We start from the raw sequence: 16,623 nt of genomic DNA, 5'->3' as shown, positions 1-16,623 counted from the left end.
TCTGCAACCAGTAAAAGCCGTCACGTCGGACGCGACGGCCGCGCAACAGCAAGCAAGGAGACAGGCGTGAAGCGACTACCGGGGATACTGATGGCGATAGGTGCCACCCTGATCGTCCTGGTGGCGTTGACGGTTAGCGCGCTGCGTCTGGCGTTACCGCACCTGGATCGTTTCCGTCCACAAATAGTCTCCGTATTAAATCGCGCTTTCGATGCCGATATCCAGCTGCGACAGCTACAAGGCAGCTGGCAATCCTTTGGACCGACGCTGGATATTGGCGGCATTGATGCCGCTACCGCGGACGAGCGGCTGCACGTGCAGCGCGCCACGCTGGTGCTGGACGTGTGGCAATCCCTGCTGCACTGGCGCTGGCAATTCCGCGATGTCACCTTTTACCGCCTGCAATTGGATCTTAATACCACGTTGATGGGGCGGGATCACCGCGGTAGCCCCATCAGTTCCGATCGTCTTTCCAATCTTTTCCTGCGTCAGTTCGATCATTTTATCCTGCGCGACAGCCAGATCACCTTCTTAACCCCGCCGGGAGAGCGCACCCGGCTTTCCGTACCGCAACTTACCTGGCTTAATACCCGCAACCGCCACCGTGCAGAAGGCCAGATCAGCTTATCGAGTACCGAGGTGCAGCAGGGGGCTATCGACGTGCGCATGGATCTGCACGATCAGCAGGGGCTGCTGGATAACGGCAAGGTGTATCTGCAGGCCCGTGATGTCGATCTCAAGCCGTGGTTTAGCCAACTGCTGCAGAGCAATACCGGTCTGCAAAGCGCCGATTTCAGTCTGGCGGCCTGGCTTACCCTGGAAAAGGGGGAGATAGCCGGTGCGGACGCGCTGCTCAGCCGTGGCGCGGCGCTCTGGCAGGACGGCGACCAGACGCACCGGCTCGACGTCAGTCAGCTGGCGCTCCATCTCAGTAAACGGCAGGATGCCTGGCAGATGGACGTGCCGGCGCTGAATATTGCCACCGACGGCCAATCCTGGGCGCCCGCGGCGCTGTCCTTATTCTGGCTGCCGGCGAAACGGCATCTCTTTTTCCCCGATCGGCAAGGCGAGATCCGCCTGCGCGCCAGCGGGCTCGCTTTGGAGCGGTTCAGCCCGCTGCTGCCGCTTATCTCGGCGGTAACGCCGACGCTACGCGCCCGTTGGCATGATCTGCAGCCGCGCGGCGAGCTGTCCGCATTGGCGCTGGACATCCCGCTTAACGACCCCGGCGCCACGCGTTTTCAGGCGCGCTGGCGCAACCTCAGTTGGCAGACCTGGGAGCTGCTGCCGGGGGCGGAGCACGTCTCTGGCTCGGCAGAAGGCTCGCTGGCCACCGGCCGGCTGCAGCTGGCGCTGGACGACAGCACGCTTCCCTATCCCAGCATGTTCCGCGCGCCGCTGGCGCTGTCCCGCGCCCGTGCAACCTTTGACTGGCGTCATAACCCGCAGGAAGGGTTGGTGCTGTGGGGCCGTCATATCGATGCGCAGGCAAGGTCGCTGTGGGCCAACGGCGATTTCTATTTCCATAAGCCGGTGAAAGGCGAGCCCTGGTTGGATATCCTTGCCGGTTTGCGCCTGGACGACGCCGCTGATGCCTGGCGCTATTTCCCGGAACCACTGATGGGAACCCGCCTGGTGGACTACCTGACCGGCGCGCTTAAAGGCGGTCAGGTCGATAATGCCACTCTGTTATTTGCCGGCAATCCCAGCCGGTTCCCGTTCAAACATAACGATGGACAGTTTGAGGTGTGGGTGCCGCTCAGGCAGGCGGAATATGAGTTTGAACCCGGTTGGCCGGCGCTGACCCAGCTGGATATCGACCTGGATTTCGTCAACGACGGCCTGTTTATGCATGCGCCGCAAACCGCGCTCGGTGAGGCTAAGGGCAGTAATATCGCCGCCAGTATTCCCGATTATTCCAAAGAAAAACTGTTGATTGACGCCGGCCTTAGCGGCACCGGCGACGCTATCCGCGACTATTTCCTGCAAACACCGCTTAAAGCGTCGCTCGGCAAAACGCTTGATGAGTTGCAGGTTGGCGGGGAGGTGCACGGCGACCTGCATTTGGATATTCCTCTCGACGGCCAGCCGGTGACCGCTGCCGGCAATGTAGCGCTACAGAATAATTCACTGTTTATCAAACCGCTCGGCACTACGCTTGAGCGGCTAAACGGTAATTTCCATTACAGCAACGGGAATTTGGACAGTGCGCCGCTTGATGCGCAATGGTTCGGCCAACCGGTCGCGGTGAATTTCACCACCAGGGAGAAGCCCACCGGCTTCGATGTCAACGTCGGCCTGAAAGGGGACTGGGCGCTTAACCAATTGCCCGGGCTACCGAACGCGTTGAAGACTTCGGTCAATGGCCGCGCCGCCTGGCAGAGCGATATCGCCGTCGCTTTACCGCTGAAAGGGGATATACGCTATCAGGTCGCGGTGAAAAGCGATCTGAAAGAGGTAAGCAGTCACTTGCCTCCGCCGCTGGATAAACAGGGTGGGCGGCCGTTAACGCTTGCGGTAAATGCGACCGGCGACATGCGCTCCTTCTTATTGGGCGGCCACGCCGGCGGCAGCAACAGTTTTAATAGCCAATGGCTGCTGGGGCGTCAGGTCACGCTGGCGCGTGGCGCCTGGGCGGACGGCGGCAAGATACCCGCGTTGCCGGCAGACCGCAGCCTGACGCTGTCGCTGCCGGCGCTTGATGGTGAAAAATGGCTGGCGTTGCTGAAATCGCCGGCCCCGGCGGGGGATCCGCTATCGGCCGCGCGTTTTCGTTTTCCCGATGCGCTGACGCTGCGCACCCCGGCCTTGACTTTGGGCGGCCAGGTCTGGCATCAGCTGGCGTTGACCCGCAGTAATGTGGCCGGCGGCAGCAAGGTAACGGCGCAGGGAAAAGAAATTAACGGCACGCTGACCATGGCCGCGAACGCGCCCTGGCACGCCTACCTGGCATATCTCTACTACAACCCGACATTTGCTACCGCCGGCGGGGATGCTGGTGCATCCCCCACGGCACAGCTTTTAAGCGACGGCGACACCTTCGCCGGCTGGCCCGCGCTGTCTTTCACCTGCCGCCAGTGCTGGATTAAAGGGCAGAATTTGGGGCAAGTCAGCGCCACTATCCAACCGCAGCAGGACACGCTGATGCTCACCGGCGGTGTTATCGATACCGGCAACGCGCGGCTGAACGCCGAGGGCAGCTGGCTGCACAACCGCCGCGAGAACCGGACCTCGTTGAAAGGCACGCTGACGGGGAAAGATATCGGCGCCGCGGCCGATTATATCGGCATGGATTTGCCGCTGCGCGAGGCGCCTTTTCATATCAATTACGATTTGCACTGGCGCGAGGCGCCCTGGCAGCCCGATATCGCCAGTCTAAACGGGGTGCTGCACAGCCAACTGGGCAAAGGCAAAATCGACAACATCAGCAGCGGCAGCGCCGGGCGCCTCCTGCGGTTGGTGAGCTTCGATGCCCTGCTGCGTAAATTGCAGTTCGATTTTAGCGACACCTTCGGCAAAGGGTTCTATTTTGATTCGATCAAAGGTACCGCCTGGTTGAAAGACGGCACGTTACATACCAATGACCTGCTGGTCGACGGCCTGGAGGCGGATATCGCCATGACCGGCGATGTAGACTTAAACCGCCAGCGCATTGATATGCAAGCCGTGATCGCGCCGGAAATTTCAGCAACGGTCGGGGTGGCGACGGCTTTCGTCATTAACCCGGTGGTGGGGGCCGCGGTCTTTGCCGCCAGCAAAGTATTGGCGCCCTTGTGGAAAAAGCTATCGCTTATTCGCTACCATATTAGCGGCAGCCTCGACGAGCCGAAAATACAGGAAGTTTTACGTCAGCCGCGGGGTGCAGAGGCCAAGTCGAATTAAAAGGCCGGTTATTTGACGCCGACAGGGAATTGCCGCAGTCTATCAACATGACGCAAGCCTGTATTCGAGCCGTGGCGGGTCAAATTCATTTATTTGAGAGCGAGAACCTATGAGTCTGACGTTAGTCAGTGAGCATCTACTTTCGGCTAATCATCTGCAGCATGAGCATCTTTTCTCTCTGCTGGAACAGATGAGCGCACGGCGTCTGGACTATGCCGATCTCTATTTCCAGTCAAGTTATCACGAAGCCTGGGTCATCGAAGACGGCATCATTAAAGAGGGGTCGTATAACATCGACCAGGGCGTGGGCGTGCGGGCGATAAGCGGCGAGAAAACCGGTTTCGCCTATGCCGACCAAATCACTCTCGCGGCACTGAATCAAAGCGCGATGGCCGCGCGCAGTATCGTCAGCGAAGCGGGCAGCGGGCGGGTGCAAACCTTGGGCGCGGTGACCTACCGTCCCCTGTACCCGCAGTTGGATCCGCTCGGCAGCCTGCCGCGCGAGGAGAAAATCGCGCTGCTGCATCGGGTGAATAAGGCGGCGCGCGCTGCCGATGCGCGTGTCCAGGAGGTCACGGCCAGTCTGTCGGGGGTGTATGAGCAGATCCTGGTCGCCGCGACGGACGGCACGCTGGCAGCGGACGTGCGTCCGCTGGTGCGTCTTTCCATCAGCGTGCAGGTCGAGCAGGACGGTAAACGCGAACGCGGCGCCAGCGGCGGCGGCGGCCGCTTTGGCTACGATTTCTTCCTCGAAGAGGTTGACGGCGAGGTGCGTGCCGAAAGCTGGGCGCGGGAAGCGGTGAGGATGGCGCTGGTGAATCTTTGTGCCGCTGCGGCCCCCGCCGGCGCTATGCCGGTGGTGCTCGGGGCCGGTTGGCCGGGCGTGCTGCTGCACGAAGCGGTGGGACACGGCCTGGAGGGGGATTTTAACCGCCGCGGCAGCTCGGTGTTCAGTGGCCAGATGGGCAAGTTGGTGGCTTCTGAGCTATGCACGGTGGTTGATGATGGCACGCTCGCCGGCCTGCGCGGCTCGCTGGCGATCGATGATGAAGGCGTGCCGGGACAATATAATGTGCTGATCGAAAACGGCCGGCTGAAAGGGTACATGCAGGACAAACTCAATGCCCGGCTGATGGGGGTTGCGCCTACCGGCAACGGCCGGCGCGAGTCCTATGCGCACTTGCCGATGCCGCGTATGACCAATACCTACATGCTGGCCGGCCAATCGACGCCGGAGGAGATTATCGCCAGCGTGGAGCGGGGCATTTACGCGCCTAACTTTGGCGGCGGACAGGTGGATATTACCTCCGGCAAGTTCGTTTTCTCTACCTCGGAAGCCTATCTGATTGAGAATGGACGCGTCACCACGCCGGTGAAAGGGGCGACGCTTATCGGCTCCGGCATAGAGGCGATGCAGCAAATTTCAATGGTGGGTAATGATCTGGCGCTGGACAAAGGCGTTGGCGTTTGTGGTAAAGAGGGCCAGAGCCTGCCGGTGGGCGTGGGCCAGCCGACGCTGAAGCTGGATAAAATCACCGTGGGCGGTACCGCCTGAGCCGCTGCGCTCTACAAGCGTCGCGGGCCGATAAAGCGGCGCAAGACACTCAGCGAGTGCGGCAAGCCTGTCAAGCGGCGCCAAGATACGGTGTTAGTGCGCCAGCCTTCTCAAACGGCGCCAAGATACGGTGCTAGTGCGTCAGCCTTCTCAAGCGGCGCCAAGAAACAGTGCTAGTGCGGCAGGCCTGTCAAGCGGCGCCAATTTACTATGCTTGCGCGGCAGGCCCGTCAAGCGCTGCACGCCACTTGGTTTGCGCGTCGTTGCAACCGGTGGCGGCTGGAGTCCTGCGCTAGCGCGGTATGCTTGTGCGCGTTGAGCGTCGAGCGCGTTGGCGCGCGCCCCGTCGTTCAGACCGTGGGCTGTCGGGCTTGTCGGGCATTACCCCCCGCTGTCCTGGCGGAAGGTCTGGTACATTTCCGTCACGTTGCTGAAATAGTCGGTCAGATAGTTAATGCACACCTGCACCTTGAGCGGCAACTTATCGCGCGCCGTATAGACCGCGTACACCGGCCGTGGATCGGAGTGGTAACGGCTGAATAATATCTCGACATTGCCGCGTTTTATCTCATCCAAAACCCACATGATCGGCACATAACAAATGCCCGCGCCGGCGTTAAGCCAGCGAATCAGCGTCTGGGAGTCGTTAGTGACAAAGCGGCCCGCCGGCGACAAATGTAACGTACTCCCTTCCGGCGCCATGAGCTCAAACTCGCTGTCCGGGCGCACGTCGTACTCCAGCCAAGAAAAATTGACCATATCGCCGGGTTTCTCCGGCGTGCCCCACTGCGCGAGATAGCTTTTTGCCGCGCATACCACCATCGGCATCATTCCCACCCGGCGCGAAAACAGACCGGAATCCTGCAGCGCCCCCACCCGCACCACCAGATCCAGTCCATCGGCGATCAGGTCCGGCGCCGGAATGCCGGTCACCAGATTGACCGACAGGCCGGGATACTCTTTCAGCATCTCGGCGGTTATCGAAGCCAGGACATTATGGGCCAACATTGATGAGCTGCCGATGCGCAACGTGCCGATAGGCGTATTGTTAAAGGCGAACAATTGCTCGTGCACCTCGTTGAATTCCTGCAACATCCGGCGGCAGCCCTGATAGTAAATCTTGCCGGCTTCGGTCAGACCGAGGCTGCGGGTGCTGCGGTTGAGCAGCTTAACCTGTAACTCATTTTCCAGTTTCGCCACGGTCTGGCTGACGGATGAAACGCTCATTTGCAGCCGGCGGGCGGCACTGGTAAATGAGTTGGCTTCCACCACCCGGGCGAAGATTAACATACGCTTTAATCTTTCCATTATTCACTCTGGCTTAAAAGTGATTTATATCACGTTATGTTGAAAACGACGGAATGTACAGGGTAATATAACAGCGTTGGTTCAGCGTATCGTGTCCGTCAGCCTATGTCCGCTCAGTAGTTTATTAGTTTTTAATAAATAGTAACAATTTGAACGGGCTGTAGCCGATCGGCTTACACCCGCCTCTCCCGGTAAGCGTCTTCATTCCCCCCAGGGGGTTCTATACTGAATCACCCCGGATAAATTAGAGTCTATACTTTAAAAGTGGAGGTCTCTATGACAACGACCAAACGTTACTCTCCGGAAGTCCGTGAACGGGCAGTTAATCTAGTGCTGGAATGAATAACCCCGAGTTTATTAGAGAGTAATTTTGGCAATACTACGCCGCTTCCTCCCAGCTGATGCGCTGAAATTTCCCTTCGCCACGCTTGCCGACTCGTTTCATCGGGTAATTCAGGCGGTCGGGATGGTTCATACGGCGGCGAATGGAGCGGCCGCGCAGGCAGGCGCGCACCTGATGATCGCCATATTGGTCGTCGCCGGTGTGATCGGTTTCCACCCAGTACACCTCGTCATCACGCACATGCATGCGCAGCGCGCAGCGGCTGCCGCAGTTTACCGAGCACATACTCCAGACAACGTTATCTTGCGCGACGACGGGTATGGCGGACTCGGCGTGCGCCTGGCGGAAAGGCAGGGGCAGAACATGGCTGGCCAGCAATAAACCGCCGGCCGCGGTGCCACCTTTAAGCAGGTCGCGCCGGCTGATAGCTACCGGCTCCTGCGGGGAAAGGGAGTTAGTTTTCATCGATCACCCATTGATTGCTCACATAAAATTAAACCGCTCAGTGCAAGCTCATTGATTGTTATGAAAACTATTTACTTGCATGCTAATAATGACCCCATGAACGCATGCATAAGTTGTTTTCACGCAATGTTGTTGTGGTTAATCGCCGTTGTGGGCAAATAATGTGACAAAGATAGCGTTATTGGCGGGGATATCGCGTTATGGCCCGCCGGCAAAGTAAGGCAGGGCGCGACATTGCATGGCAGGCAAGGCAATGTGCGAATTTGCATTGTAGGTAAGGCAAGGTGCTACATTGCAGGTTCGGTAAGGCAGGGCGCGATATTGCATGACAGGTAAGGCAATGTGTGAATTTGCAGTGTAGAGAAGGCAAGGTACAACATTGCAGGTCCGGTAAGGCATGGCGCGACATTGCATGACAGGCAAGGCAATGTGCGAATTTGCATTGAAGGTAAGGCAAGATGCAACATTGCAGGGCAGGTAAGGCAGGGCGCGATATTGCAGAGTTGGTGAGGTAGGGCGCGGGTGTCGGGTTCGCTGTGCGGGGCCACAAGCGCGCAGGCGCCATAGCCTGTGAGGGCAGACGGGCAGCGGTGGGTAGTAAATAAGGGCCGGACGTGATGAGATGACGCATTCGCGGTATCATTGCTCGAGGATGGCTAAACCCCTGGCGATGATGAGTAAGCACAACGGAAAGCAGATGATTACACTACGAAAAATGACTGCGGCGGAATTTGCCGATTACTTGCCCAGCGCGATTGAAGACTATGCCCGCGATCTCAGCGACAATCACGGCTATTCCCTGGCCGTTGGCCGCGATAACGCCGCGCGCATTATGCATGATTATCTTCCTGAGGGGCCTGACACCGCCGACCACCGGCTATGGTGTGTCGTTTGCGACGACGAGCGGGTAGGCTACCTTTGGGTCAGCCTGCGTAACCTGCCGGAGGCTTTTATCTGCGATTTTAGTATCCTGCCGGAGTGGCGCCGGCGGGGTTACGGTCGTGCCGCGCTGACGGCGCTGGATAGCGAGCTTACGGCCGCGGGCTGCACCGAGGTGGCGCTGCGGGTGGCGGCGAATAATCCTCACGCCCGCGCGCTGTATGAAAGTCATGCCTTCCACCTCACCGGCTACACCATGGCTCGACAACTGGTGCGGAACTGAGAGGCCGCCGCGAGGCGGCCTCTTCGGCTACACCCTGGCCCGCCAATGGGTACGGAACTGAGAGGCAGGCGCGTGGCGGCCGCTTCGGTTACACCATAGCTCGACAACTGGTGCGGAACTGAGAGGCCGGCGCATGACGGCCTCTTCGGTTACACCCTGGCCCGCCAATGGGTACGGAACTGAGAGGAAGGCGCATGACGGCCTGTTGCCCCTGAGGGCGGTCGGCTAGTGCACACAAAGGGCTATCGCCGTCGGGCAGGGTTGCTCCCCGACGGCTGAGCGCGGGATTATTTCAAACCCATGGCATCGCGCAGGGTATAAAACAGATCGGTCTGGTCCGTCAGGCCGGCCACGTTGGCCGCATGGGGGCCGTAGGCGGCGATGCGCAACTGGGTGCCGGTATGGCCCTGGGATTCCGCATCTTCCGAGTTACCGTAGCTTATCGCCATTACCGCGCCGTCTTTGGTGGTCAGCGCCTGGGTCAAACCCGGCGCCTTGGCATCGGCCTCGATGATCTGACTGGAATGGGCATGGTCTGCGGTGACCACCACCAGCGTATTGCCTTCGGCGCGGGCAAATTCCAGCGCAATTTGTACCGCCTCATCCAAATCCACCGTTTCACCAAATTGACCGCAGGGGTTGGCGGCGTGATCCTGTTTATCTATCGACGCGCCCTCTACCTGCAGGAAAAAGCCCTGCGGATTGTCTTTCAATAAATCGATGGCTTTTTGAGTCATCATCGCCAGCGTGGGTACGCTGGCGCTACGGTTGGGGTTGTCAAAACAGGTGACGGGCTGCCCGTCGACGTTGCCATGATACACCGCCTTCGGCCCTTGCCAGCGTACCGGCATGTTGCCCTCGGCAAACAGTCCAAGCAACGGTTGCTGCTGATTGGCGACGGTAACGGCCTGCAGACCGTCGGCATCGTCCACCAGCCGGTATCCCCGCGCCAACGCCTGCTCGCGCAGGGTTTTGCCCTGCCATTGGCCGGCTTTCGCCTGCTCGGCAAAGGTTTTGCCGCCGCCGCCCAGGGTGACGTCGGCCCGCGCCGCCAGCAACTGTTCCGCAATCGAGCCGCGGCCGTTATTTTCCAGCGCCTGCGCGCTGCACAGCTCACTGGTTTTCACCGGTCTATAGCATTTCAGTGAACTAACATGGGCCACCAACGCCGCCGGCGTGGCGTCTTCGAGTTCGGCAGTTGAGACGTTGCCGGTCGCTTTACCCGCCGCTTTGGCCATTTCCAAGATAGTCGGGCGGTCTTGTCCGCGCACATCCACGCCTAGCGCGCCATTGTAGGTTTTCACGCCGGTGGACCAGGCGGTGGCCGACGCGGCGGAATCGGTCACATAACTGGGCTTGTGGCTGGTCTTATCCAAAGAGTAGTGGGTGTATTGACCGGTGATCGGCAGCGCGTCAATGCCCGGAAACATTTTTCCCGCGCCATAAGCATAATTGCGTGCGGCGGTGATTTCGGAATCTCCCATGCCGTCGCCGATCAGCAGAATCACGTTTTTGGCCTGACGGTTGTTAAGCGATGCCACCAGCGCGGCGGTCTGATCGCCCTGCAGGCGGCGGGCTCCGCCGGGTTGTGTGATATCGCCATGGGCCGCGCGGTCGGCCAGGCTATCGTCCGCGGCTATCGCCGGCGCGGCGAAACCGCTGGCTGCAAGTATAGTGGCGCTGATTGCTAAGGAGAGAAGTGAACGTGAACCAGAGCAATGCAACATAATAACATAATAATAGAGCTCCCATTGTCATTTTAGTGTCTTAAACCTGACCGGAGTCTACGAAAGCGCGATGACGCTTTTATGACAACGTACGGCGGGCATACAGGCCCCTGCGCGATAGCGGATGGCGCTGCCGGCTGCGCCGAGGGACCGGTGCGCCCACGGGCGGCGAGGAGTGACAAGCCCACACAACAGCGGGGGCGTGAGTTCATCGGGGCCCGCGCGGCAGCAGACGGGCTATGCCTGATGCCCTCGCGCTACAGCGGGTGGCGCAGTTGTGTCTTGGAAGCTACGATTATAAGCATGCTTATTTTCTGACGTTTAAATGGATATTTCGATGACGACACTGGCTGATATCTCGGTGATGTTAAAACGCGCCCGCCGCCACGCCGGCCTATCGCAGGAGGTGTTGGCGCAGCGTGCCGGTGTGGCGCGCACCACTGTGGCACGCATGGAGACCCAGGCCAATAATGACATGAGCGTCTCCGCATTGGTGCGCCTGCTGGACGCGGCGGGGTTCGATTTGCGTGCTGTCTTGCAGGGAAATTACTCCCTTGAGCGTTTTCTCACCCGGCAGCGACAAGACGAAAATGCCCGTTGAGGTGGTCTTAAGCCCGCGTTGGTCGATTGACCGAACGCGAGGCATTGTGTGTTTACTAGGGGTTTGGCGACATGCTTCGAGCTGAAAATCAGGATGATAATACCAATACCAGGGTCATCCGTGCCGGTCAGGGCTTTTCATTTAAGGTCCTGACCATCAATACGCATAAGGGCTTTGCCGCCTTCAATCGGCGCTTCATCCTGCCTGAACTGCGAGAAGCGGTCCGAACCGTCTCGCCGGACGTGGTGTTTTTGCAAGAGGTGCTGGGCGCTAATGAAAAACACGCCCGGCGCTTCGATAACTGGCCGGTGGTGCCGCAGTATGAATTTCTTGCCGACAGTTTATGGGAAGATTTCGCCTATGGACGCAATGCGGTTTACCCCGATGGCGACCATGGCAACGCGTTGCTCTCCCGTTTCCCTATCAGTCGTTATCAGAATGTCGATATCTCGGTGGCGGGCGAGGAGAAGCGCGGTATGCTGCACTGCGAGCTGACGGTCCCCGGCTATGCGCGGGCGCCGCTGCATATGATTTGTGTGCATCTCGGGCTGCGCGAGCAGGACAGGCAGGCCCAACTGCGGCAGATGAGTCATCATGTCAACACCTTGCCCGACGATGCGCCGGTGGTGGTGGCGGGGGATTTTAACGACTGGCGCCAGCGCGCCAGCCCGATTTTGCAACGCGCCGCCGGGTTAAAGGAGGTGTTTACCGAAGCCCATGGCCGGCCGGCCCGCACTTTCCCCGCCCGTTTTCCCCTGCTGCGGCTGGATCGCATTTATGTGCGCAACGTCCGCATCAGCCAGCCGACGCTGTTGGCGAAACGTTCCTGGTCTCATCTGTCCGATCATGCGCCGCTGGCGGTGGAGATCCATTTATGAGTAAGCCTGACACCATGAACATGGAGTGGCGCGAGGGTAATCGCATTAAATTGCTGGAAAATGGCGAAGCGTTTTTTCCGCGTCTGCACGAGAGCATTAATGACGCCGAAAAGGAAGTGCTGCTTGAAACTTTTATCCTATTCGAGGATAAAGTCGGCCGCGAACTGCAGCAGGTGCTGATCGCCGCCGCCCAGCGCGGCGTGCGGGTGGAATGCACGGTAGACGGCTACGGCTCGCCCGATCTTTCCGACGACTTCGTCGGCGCGATGACCAGCGCCGGCGTCCGTTTTCGCTATTACGATCCCCGGCCGGCGTTTATGGGGATGCGTACTAATCTGTTTCGCCGCCTGCACCGGAAAATAGTGGTGGTCGACGCCCATCTGGCGTTTGTCGGCGGCATCAACTTTTCCCACGAGCACTTAAGCGATTACGGGCCGCAGGCCAAACAGGATTACGCGGTGGAGATTGAAGGACCGGTAGTGGAGGATATTCACCGCTACTGCCTGCAGGCATTGTATAAACGCGACGAGCAGCGCAACTGGTGGGGGCGTCGCTCCCGCCCGCCTGCCGCTAACCGCCAGCCCGGCGATGCCCAGGCGCTGTTCGTTTTTCGTGATAACGATGAGCATGCGACCGATATTGAGCGGCATTATCTGGAAATGCTGCGCACCGCCAAACGGGAGGTGATCATTGCCAACGCTTACTTCTTTCCCGGCTATCGCCTGCTTAAAGAGATGCGCAACGCCGCCCGGCGCGGCGTCAATGTGGTGCTAATTGTACAGGGTGAACCGGACATGCCGATAGTCCAGGTGGGGGCGCGCATGTTGTATCACTATCTGGTGCCGGAGGGGGTGAAAATTTATGAATACTGCCGTCGGCCGCTGCATGCCAAAGTGGCGGTGAAAGACGATGCCTGGGCTACCGTCGGGTCCAGCAATCTCGACCCGCTGAGTCTGGCGCTCAATCTGGAAGCCAATGTCATCATTCACGATCGCGGCTTTAACCACATCTTACGCGACAACCTTAACCGTCTTATCGTTAACGATTGCCAATGGGTCGATGAAAGCAAAGTACCGCGCCAGACGTATTGGCATTTGGCGAAAAGCGTGGTGGTGTTTCACTTCCTGCGCCACTTCCCGGCCTGGGTCGGCTGGTTGCCGGCGCATACACCGAAGCTGGCGCTGGTCACCGCACCGGTACAGCCGGAGATGGAAACCCAGGATCGGACGGAACCGGATAACGGGGGCGTAAAACCATGAGTCCTTCCTCTCACCGCGCGCGCCAGGGCACCCGGCACGGCGAGAAATCCGGCGGCGATGCGAAGCACCGTTGGCTGACCTGGGGCAAGAAAATCATCACCTGGGTATTTTTGCTGGGCGTAGTCGTGCTGATGGGGGTATACGCCGGTAAGGTAGACTGGGATAACGTCCTCCAGGCGTTGAAGAACTATAGTCCTGGCGCCATGCTGGCGGCGATCGGACTGGTGGTGGTGAGTTACCTCATTTACGGCGTCTACGATCTGATCGGCCGCGCTTATTGCGGCCACAAGCTGGCCAGGCACCAGGTGATGCTGGTGTCGTTTATCTGCTATGCCTTTACCCTCACGCTCAGCACCTGGGTGGGCGGTATCGGCATGCGCTACCGGCTGTATTCGCGGCTGGGACTCTCCAACAGCGCCATCACCCGCGTGTTTACCCTGAGTATTGCCACCAACTGGCTGGGATATATCCTGCTGGCCGGGCTGGTTTGCGCTTTCGGCGTCATTAAGCTGCCGGCCAGCTGGGGGATTGGCGAAGTCGCGCTGCGGCTGATAGGGGTTGGACTGCTGGCGTTTATTGTGGCCTATCTCGGCTTATGCACCTTTTCCAAACGTCGCCTCTGGACGGTACGCGGGCAAAAGCTGGTGTTGCCGTCGTTGCGTATGGCGTTAGCGCAATTGGCGGTGTCCGTCGCCAACTGGCTGGTCATGGCCGGCATCATTTATATTTTGCTGAATGACAAAGTGAACTTCCCGCTGGTGCTGGGGGTGCTGCTGGTGAGCAGTATTGCCGGGGTCATCATCCATATTCCTGCCGGTATCGGGGTGTTGGAGGCGGTGTTTGTTGCCATGCTGCACGGGCAGTCGATTTCCCATGGCACCATTATCGCCGCGCTCCTCGCTTACCGCGCCCTCTATTTTATCGCGCCGTTGCTGCTGGCGATTGTGCTCTACCTCGGCCTGGAAAGCCGCGCCAAGGCCTTGCGCGCCAAAAACGAGCGTGACGCGCAGCAACAAACCCCCGCCGGCGACGAGGTGCCTCCGGCGTAGGCGCCAGCGATGGCCGTCGCCTGCCGCGGCTAACGGCGGTCGACCGGCCGGGGATGCGGTGAGGTCGCGGGATCGGCCGTTGCTCAATGCCCGACAGGGATAAACGCCCGGGCAGAGACGGTTCATAGGGTGATGTGCCCTTCAATAAGCGTCGAAGAGTAGCCGCCGATCCACGGCTCGCCCCGCAGGTAATCGACAAACACCCGCCCGTCGCGCTGCTTGCAGGTGCCCTGGCGCACCCGGTAACTTTCGGCGAATGCCAGGTTGCCGGCAAAATCACGCTGCGGCAGCAGCCGCGCCAAACAGGCGTTGGCGCTGCCGGTGACGGGATCTTCCACCAGGCTGCCGTGTTCGATGATAAACGCCCGCATTTCAAAGTCGATGTCGCTTGCCGGGCCATGCCGGCCATAAAATGCCACGCCGGTGGCGTCGCATTGCGTCAACAGTTCGCCCAGCGCGATGCTCTCCGGTTGCAGCGTGAGACAAACCTCAGCGCTGGCCACCTCGACCATCAACCAGCGTATGCCCATATTCACCACGGTTGGCGCCCCGTCGCCAACCGAAGGCTCGCCTCCGGCGGCCGTGGTCAATAACGCGTAGCATGGCGCGGCGAGCGGCGTCATCGTCGCCTGGGGGGCCTCGAAAGCCAGCATGCCGTCACGGGCGATAGTGATAGCAACATTGCCGACGCCACATTGTTGCACCAGATGGCCGGGCAGCTTGGGTTTAAAGCCGTTTTCCAGCAACGCATGGGCGGTGCCAAGGGTGGGATGGCCGGCAAAGGGCAATTCGCCGGCTGGCGAATAAATTTTCACCTGATAATCGGCCTGTGGCTCGGAGGGCGGCAGCACAAACGTGGTTTCTGACAGGTTGGTCCAACGGGCGATAGCCAGCATCTGGCCGTCAGACAGACCATCCGCATCCATCACCACCGCCAGCGGATTGCCATTAAGCGGCACCGCGGAGAAAACATCGACTTGTTTGAAACGGCGTAATTCACTCATAATTTTCCTGGTAATCTTCGAGCCAAAAGGATTGCCGCGCGCGGGCCTTCAAGATTAAGACTACTCCAAGTGGCGTATAATGAGAAAATTCCTGTTAAGCCATCCCGCTCGCGTTATTTTGGCACTGTTGTTGTTCGCATGACATTTCGCGGCCAGGGGCGTCACAGGAGAATAAATTTGGCAATAAATGATTCGTTGACAAATAAAGATATAGTTAAGTTATTGACGCCAGCGCACAATAATGAAAACCCACTTCAGGCCGATAAAGTAACATCAAGGCTACATCGCTGTCCTGATGTGAAACGGTCATCGCCGCCGCGGTGAATTTACCCGCCCAATACCCCACCTAACAACCAGTACCGCTCACCATCCCTGTCCGACGAAGGTAGCAAAGTCGCAACGCCAATAGATTTGCCTATGCCTTCCGCCTTGAGGACGCAAAGTGTTGGCGCAGACCGACCAAGGAATATCAGTTTGACCAGACCGGCCTGCGGCCGGGAAACGCGTTAAAGAATACGCCAGCGGGCGGGCGGTGTTAATAAAGGCGGCCTTCGGCGGGGAGAGTCTGGGAGACCCGCCGATGGGCGGGATAGGCGTGATGAGAGCAACTTGCTATCGGGAAACGCAATAAAGAATTTGCCAGCGGGCGAGCGGTGTTAATAAAAGCGGCCTTCGGCGGGGACAGTCTGGAAGAGCCACCGATGGGCGGGATAGGCGTGATGAGAGCAACTTGCTATCGGGAAAGGCAATAAAGAATTTGCCAGCGGGCGGCGGTGTTAATAAAAGCGGCCTTGGGCGGGGACAGTCTGGAAGACCACCGACGAGCGGGATAAGCGTGATGAAGCCCGCCGGTGGGCAAGAAAAGCGTTATAAAATCGGCCTTTAGTCAGGCCGAGCTTGGCAGACCCGGCCACGGCCGGAATACAAAAGCCGCCGCCGGGGCCGCCACCACCCCAGCCACCGCCGCCGCCGGGCGGTGGCCACAGACAGCCGCTCAGGGCGGCGCTTAGAAAGACAATGCCGAGAAACATGATTAAATGACGCATGCGTTAACTCCATGAGTAAATAATTTGATACGTCAAATCATTTACCGCGGAAGTATTTTGATCAATGCATGACAGAGTAAAGGAACTGTAAAACTAATGACGGCTGTAACAAGGTGAGGATAAATAATACGGACAGAGAAAAAAATAAAAACAGCAGGAATGAACGCTATAGGAAGAAGCCGAATAAATTTTGGCTGACAGCGCCAAAATTACAATCAGATACCGTCTTGCTCATCATGATGCAAGAGCTATATTTTCATCGAAGGGTATTCCAGATTTTAAGACACCATAAGCTAATTGGAGTAATTTTCGCATTGCCGCGCAGATGCCTACTTTACCTCCTT

The 16,623-nt window shown here is 58.8% G+C and carries 11 protein-coding genes and 2 pseudogenes; 7 read left to right on the top strand and 6 right to left on the bottom strand.

The genetic code is table 11. The annotated features are described in order from the left end of the window. The first annotated feature begins 66 nt into the window (after window positions 1–66). Together yhdP and tldD are read left to right on the top strand one after the other, a co-directional pair. Entirely contained in the window at window positions 67–3,882 is a 3,816-nt protein-coding gene (gene yhdP, locus CINSTRO3249_RS01300; RefSeq protein WP_074011849.1) for an AsmA2 domain-containing protein YhdP, read from the top strand. 109 nt (window positions 3,883–3,991) lie between these two features. Next, window positions 3,992–5,437 carry a metalloprotease TldD gene (tldD, locus tag CINSTRO3249_RS01295; RefSeq protein ID WP_074011848.1) on the top strand — a complete coding sequence of 482 codons (1,446 nt, stop codon included), beginning with the start codon at window positions 3,992–3,994 and terminating at the stop codon, window positions 5,435–5,437. A 381-nt stretch (window positions 5,438–5,818) separates the two neighbouring features. Here the strand turns inward: tldD and aaeR are convergent, their stop codons facing one another. Beyond that, a complete protein-coding gene (aaeR, locus tag CINSTRO3249_RS01290) occupies window positions 5,819–6,745 on the bottom strand; it encodes an HTH-type transcriptional activator AaeR (RefSeq protein WP_074011847.1) in 927 nt (308 codons plus the stop codon). A 385-nt stretch (window positions 6,746–7,130) separates the two neighbouring features. Next, a pseudogene (locus CINSTRO3249_RS01285) lies at window positions 7,131–7,553 on the bottom strand (twin-arginine translocation signal domain-containing protein); the annotation flags it as partial. A gap of 697 nt (window positions 7,554–8,250) precedes the next feature. On the opposite strand from CINSTRO3249_RS01285, the gene CINSTRO3249_RS01280 reads away from it, so the two are divergent. Continuing rightward, window positions 8,251–8,715, top strand: a complete 465-nt coding sequence (locus CINSTRO3249_RS01280) for a GNAT family N-acetyltransferase (protein WP_074011846.1) — start codon at window positions 8,251–8,253, stop codon at window positions 8,713–8,715. A 287-nt stretch (window positions 8,716–9,002) separates the two neighbouring features. On the opposite strand, the gene phoA is transcribed toward CINSTRO3249_RS01280, so the two are convergent. Then, the gene (phoA, locus tag CINSTRO3249_RS01275) at window positions 9,003–10,442 is read right to left on the bottom strand and encodes an alkaline phosphatase (protein WP_074011845.1); all 1,440 of its coding nucleotides are present in this window, start codon (window positions 10,440–10,442) and stop codon (window positions 9,003–9,005) included. Window positions 10,443–10,779: 337 nt separating this feature from the next. Between phoA and CINSTRO3249_RS01270 the strand changes: the two genes are divergently transcribed. From CINSTRO3249_RS01270 to CINSTRO3249_RS01255, 4 genes are all read left to right on the top strand, one after another. After that, window positions 10,780–11,043, top strand: a complete 264-nt coding sequence (locus CINSTRO3249_RS01270; protein ID WP_074011861.1) for a helix-turn-helix domain-containing protein — start codon at window positions 10,780–10,782, stop codon at window positions 11,041–11,043. Between the two features lie 71 nt (window positions 11,044–11,114). Next, window positions 11,115–11,921, top strand: coding sequence for an endonuclease/exonuclease/phosphatase family protein (locus CINSTRO3249_RS01265; protein ID WP_074011844.1), 807 nt, complete (start codon window positions 11,115–11,117; stop codon window positions 11,919–11,921). 14 nt (window positions 11,922–11,935) lie between these two features. Next, complete coding sequence (clsB, locus tag CINSTRO3249_RS01260; protein ID WP_074011860.1) at window positions 11,936–13,180, top strand: cardiolipin synthase ClsB; 1,245 nt, start codon at window positions 11,936–11,938, stop codon at window positions 13,178–13,180. Next, window positions 13,177–14,229 carry a lysylphosphatidylglycerol synthase domain-containing protein gene (locus tag CINSTRO3249_RS01255; protein ID WP_084790080.1) on the top strand — a complete coding sequence of 351 codons (1,053 nt, stop codon included), beginning with the start codon at window positions 13,177–13,179 and terminating at the stop codon, window positions 14,227–14,229. The genes clsB and CINSTRO3249_RS01255 overlap by 4 nt, the downstream gene beginning before the upstream one ends. Window positions 14,230–14,351: 122 nt before the next feature. On the opposite strand, the gene CINSTRO3249_RS01250 is transcribed toward CINSTRO3249_RS01255, so the two are convergent. The 3 genes and pseudogenes from CINSTRO3249_RS01250 to CINSTRO3249_RS16375 all read right to left on the bottom strand — a co-directional run. Further along, on the bottom strand, window positions 14,352–15,233 hold the full coding sequence (locus CINSTRO3249_RS01250; protein WP_074011843.1) for a PhzF family phenazine biosynthesis protein: 882 nt from the start codon (window positions 15,231–15,233) through the stop codon (window positions 14,352–14,354). Window positions 15,234–16,009: 776 nt separating this feature from the next. Beyond that, complete coding sequence (locus tag CINSTRO3249_RS01245) at window positions 16,010–16,279, bottom strand: hypothetical protein (protein ID WP_074011842.1); 270 nt, start codon at window positions 16,277–16,279, stop codon at window positions 16,010–16,012. 234 nt (window positions 16,280–16,513) lie between these two features. Beyond that, window positions 16,514–16,623, bottom strand: a pseudogene (locus CINSTRO3249_RS16375) (IS110 family transposase); the annotation flags it as partial.

It is taken from the genome of Candidatus Sodalis sp. SoCistrobi (assembly GCF_900143145.1).
Taxonomy (GTDB): domain Bacteria; phylum Pseudomonadota; class Gammaproteobacteria; order Enterobacterales; family Enterobacteriaceae; genus SoCistrobi.
Note: the sequence above shows the minus strand (reverse complement) of the source record. Positions and strands in the feature narration are given on the sequence as shown.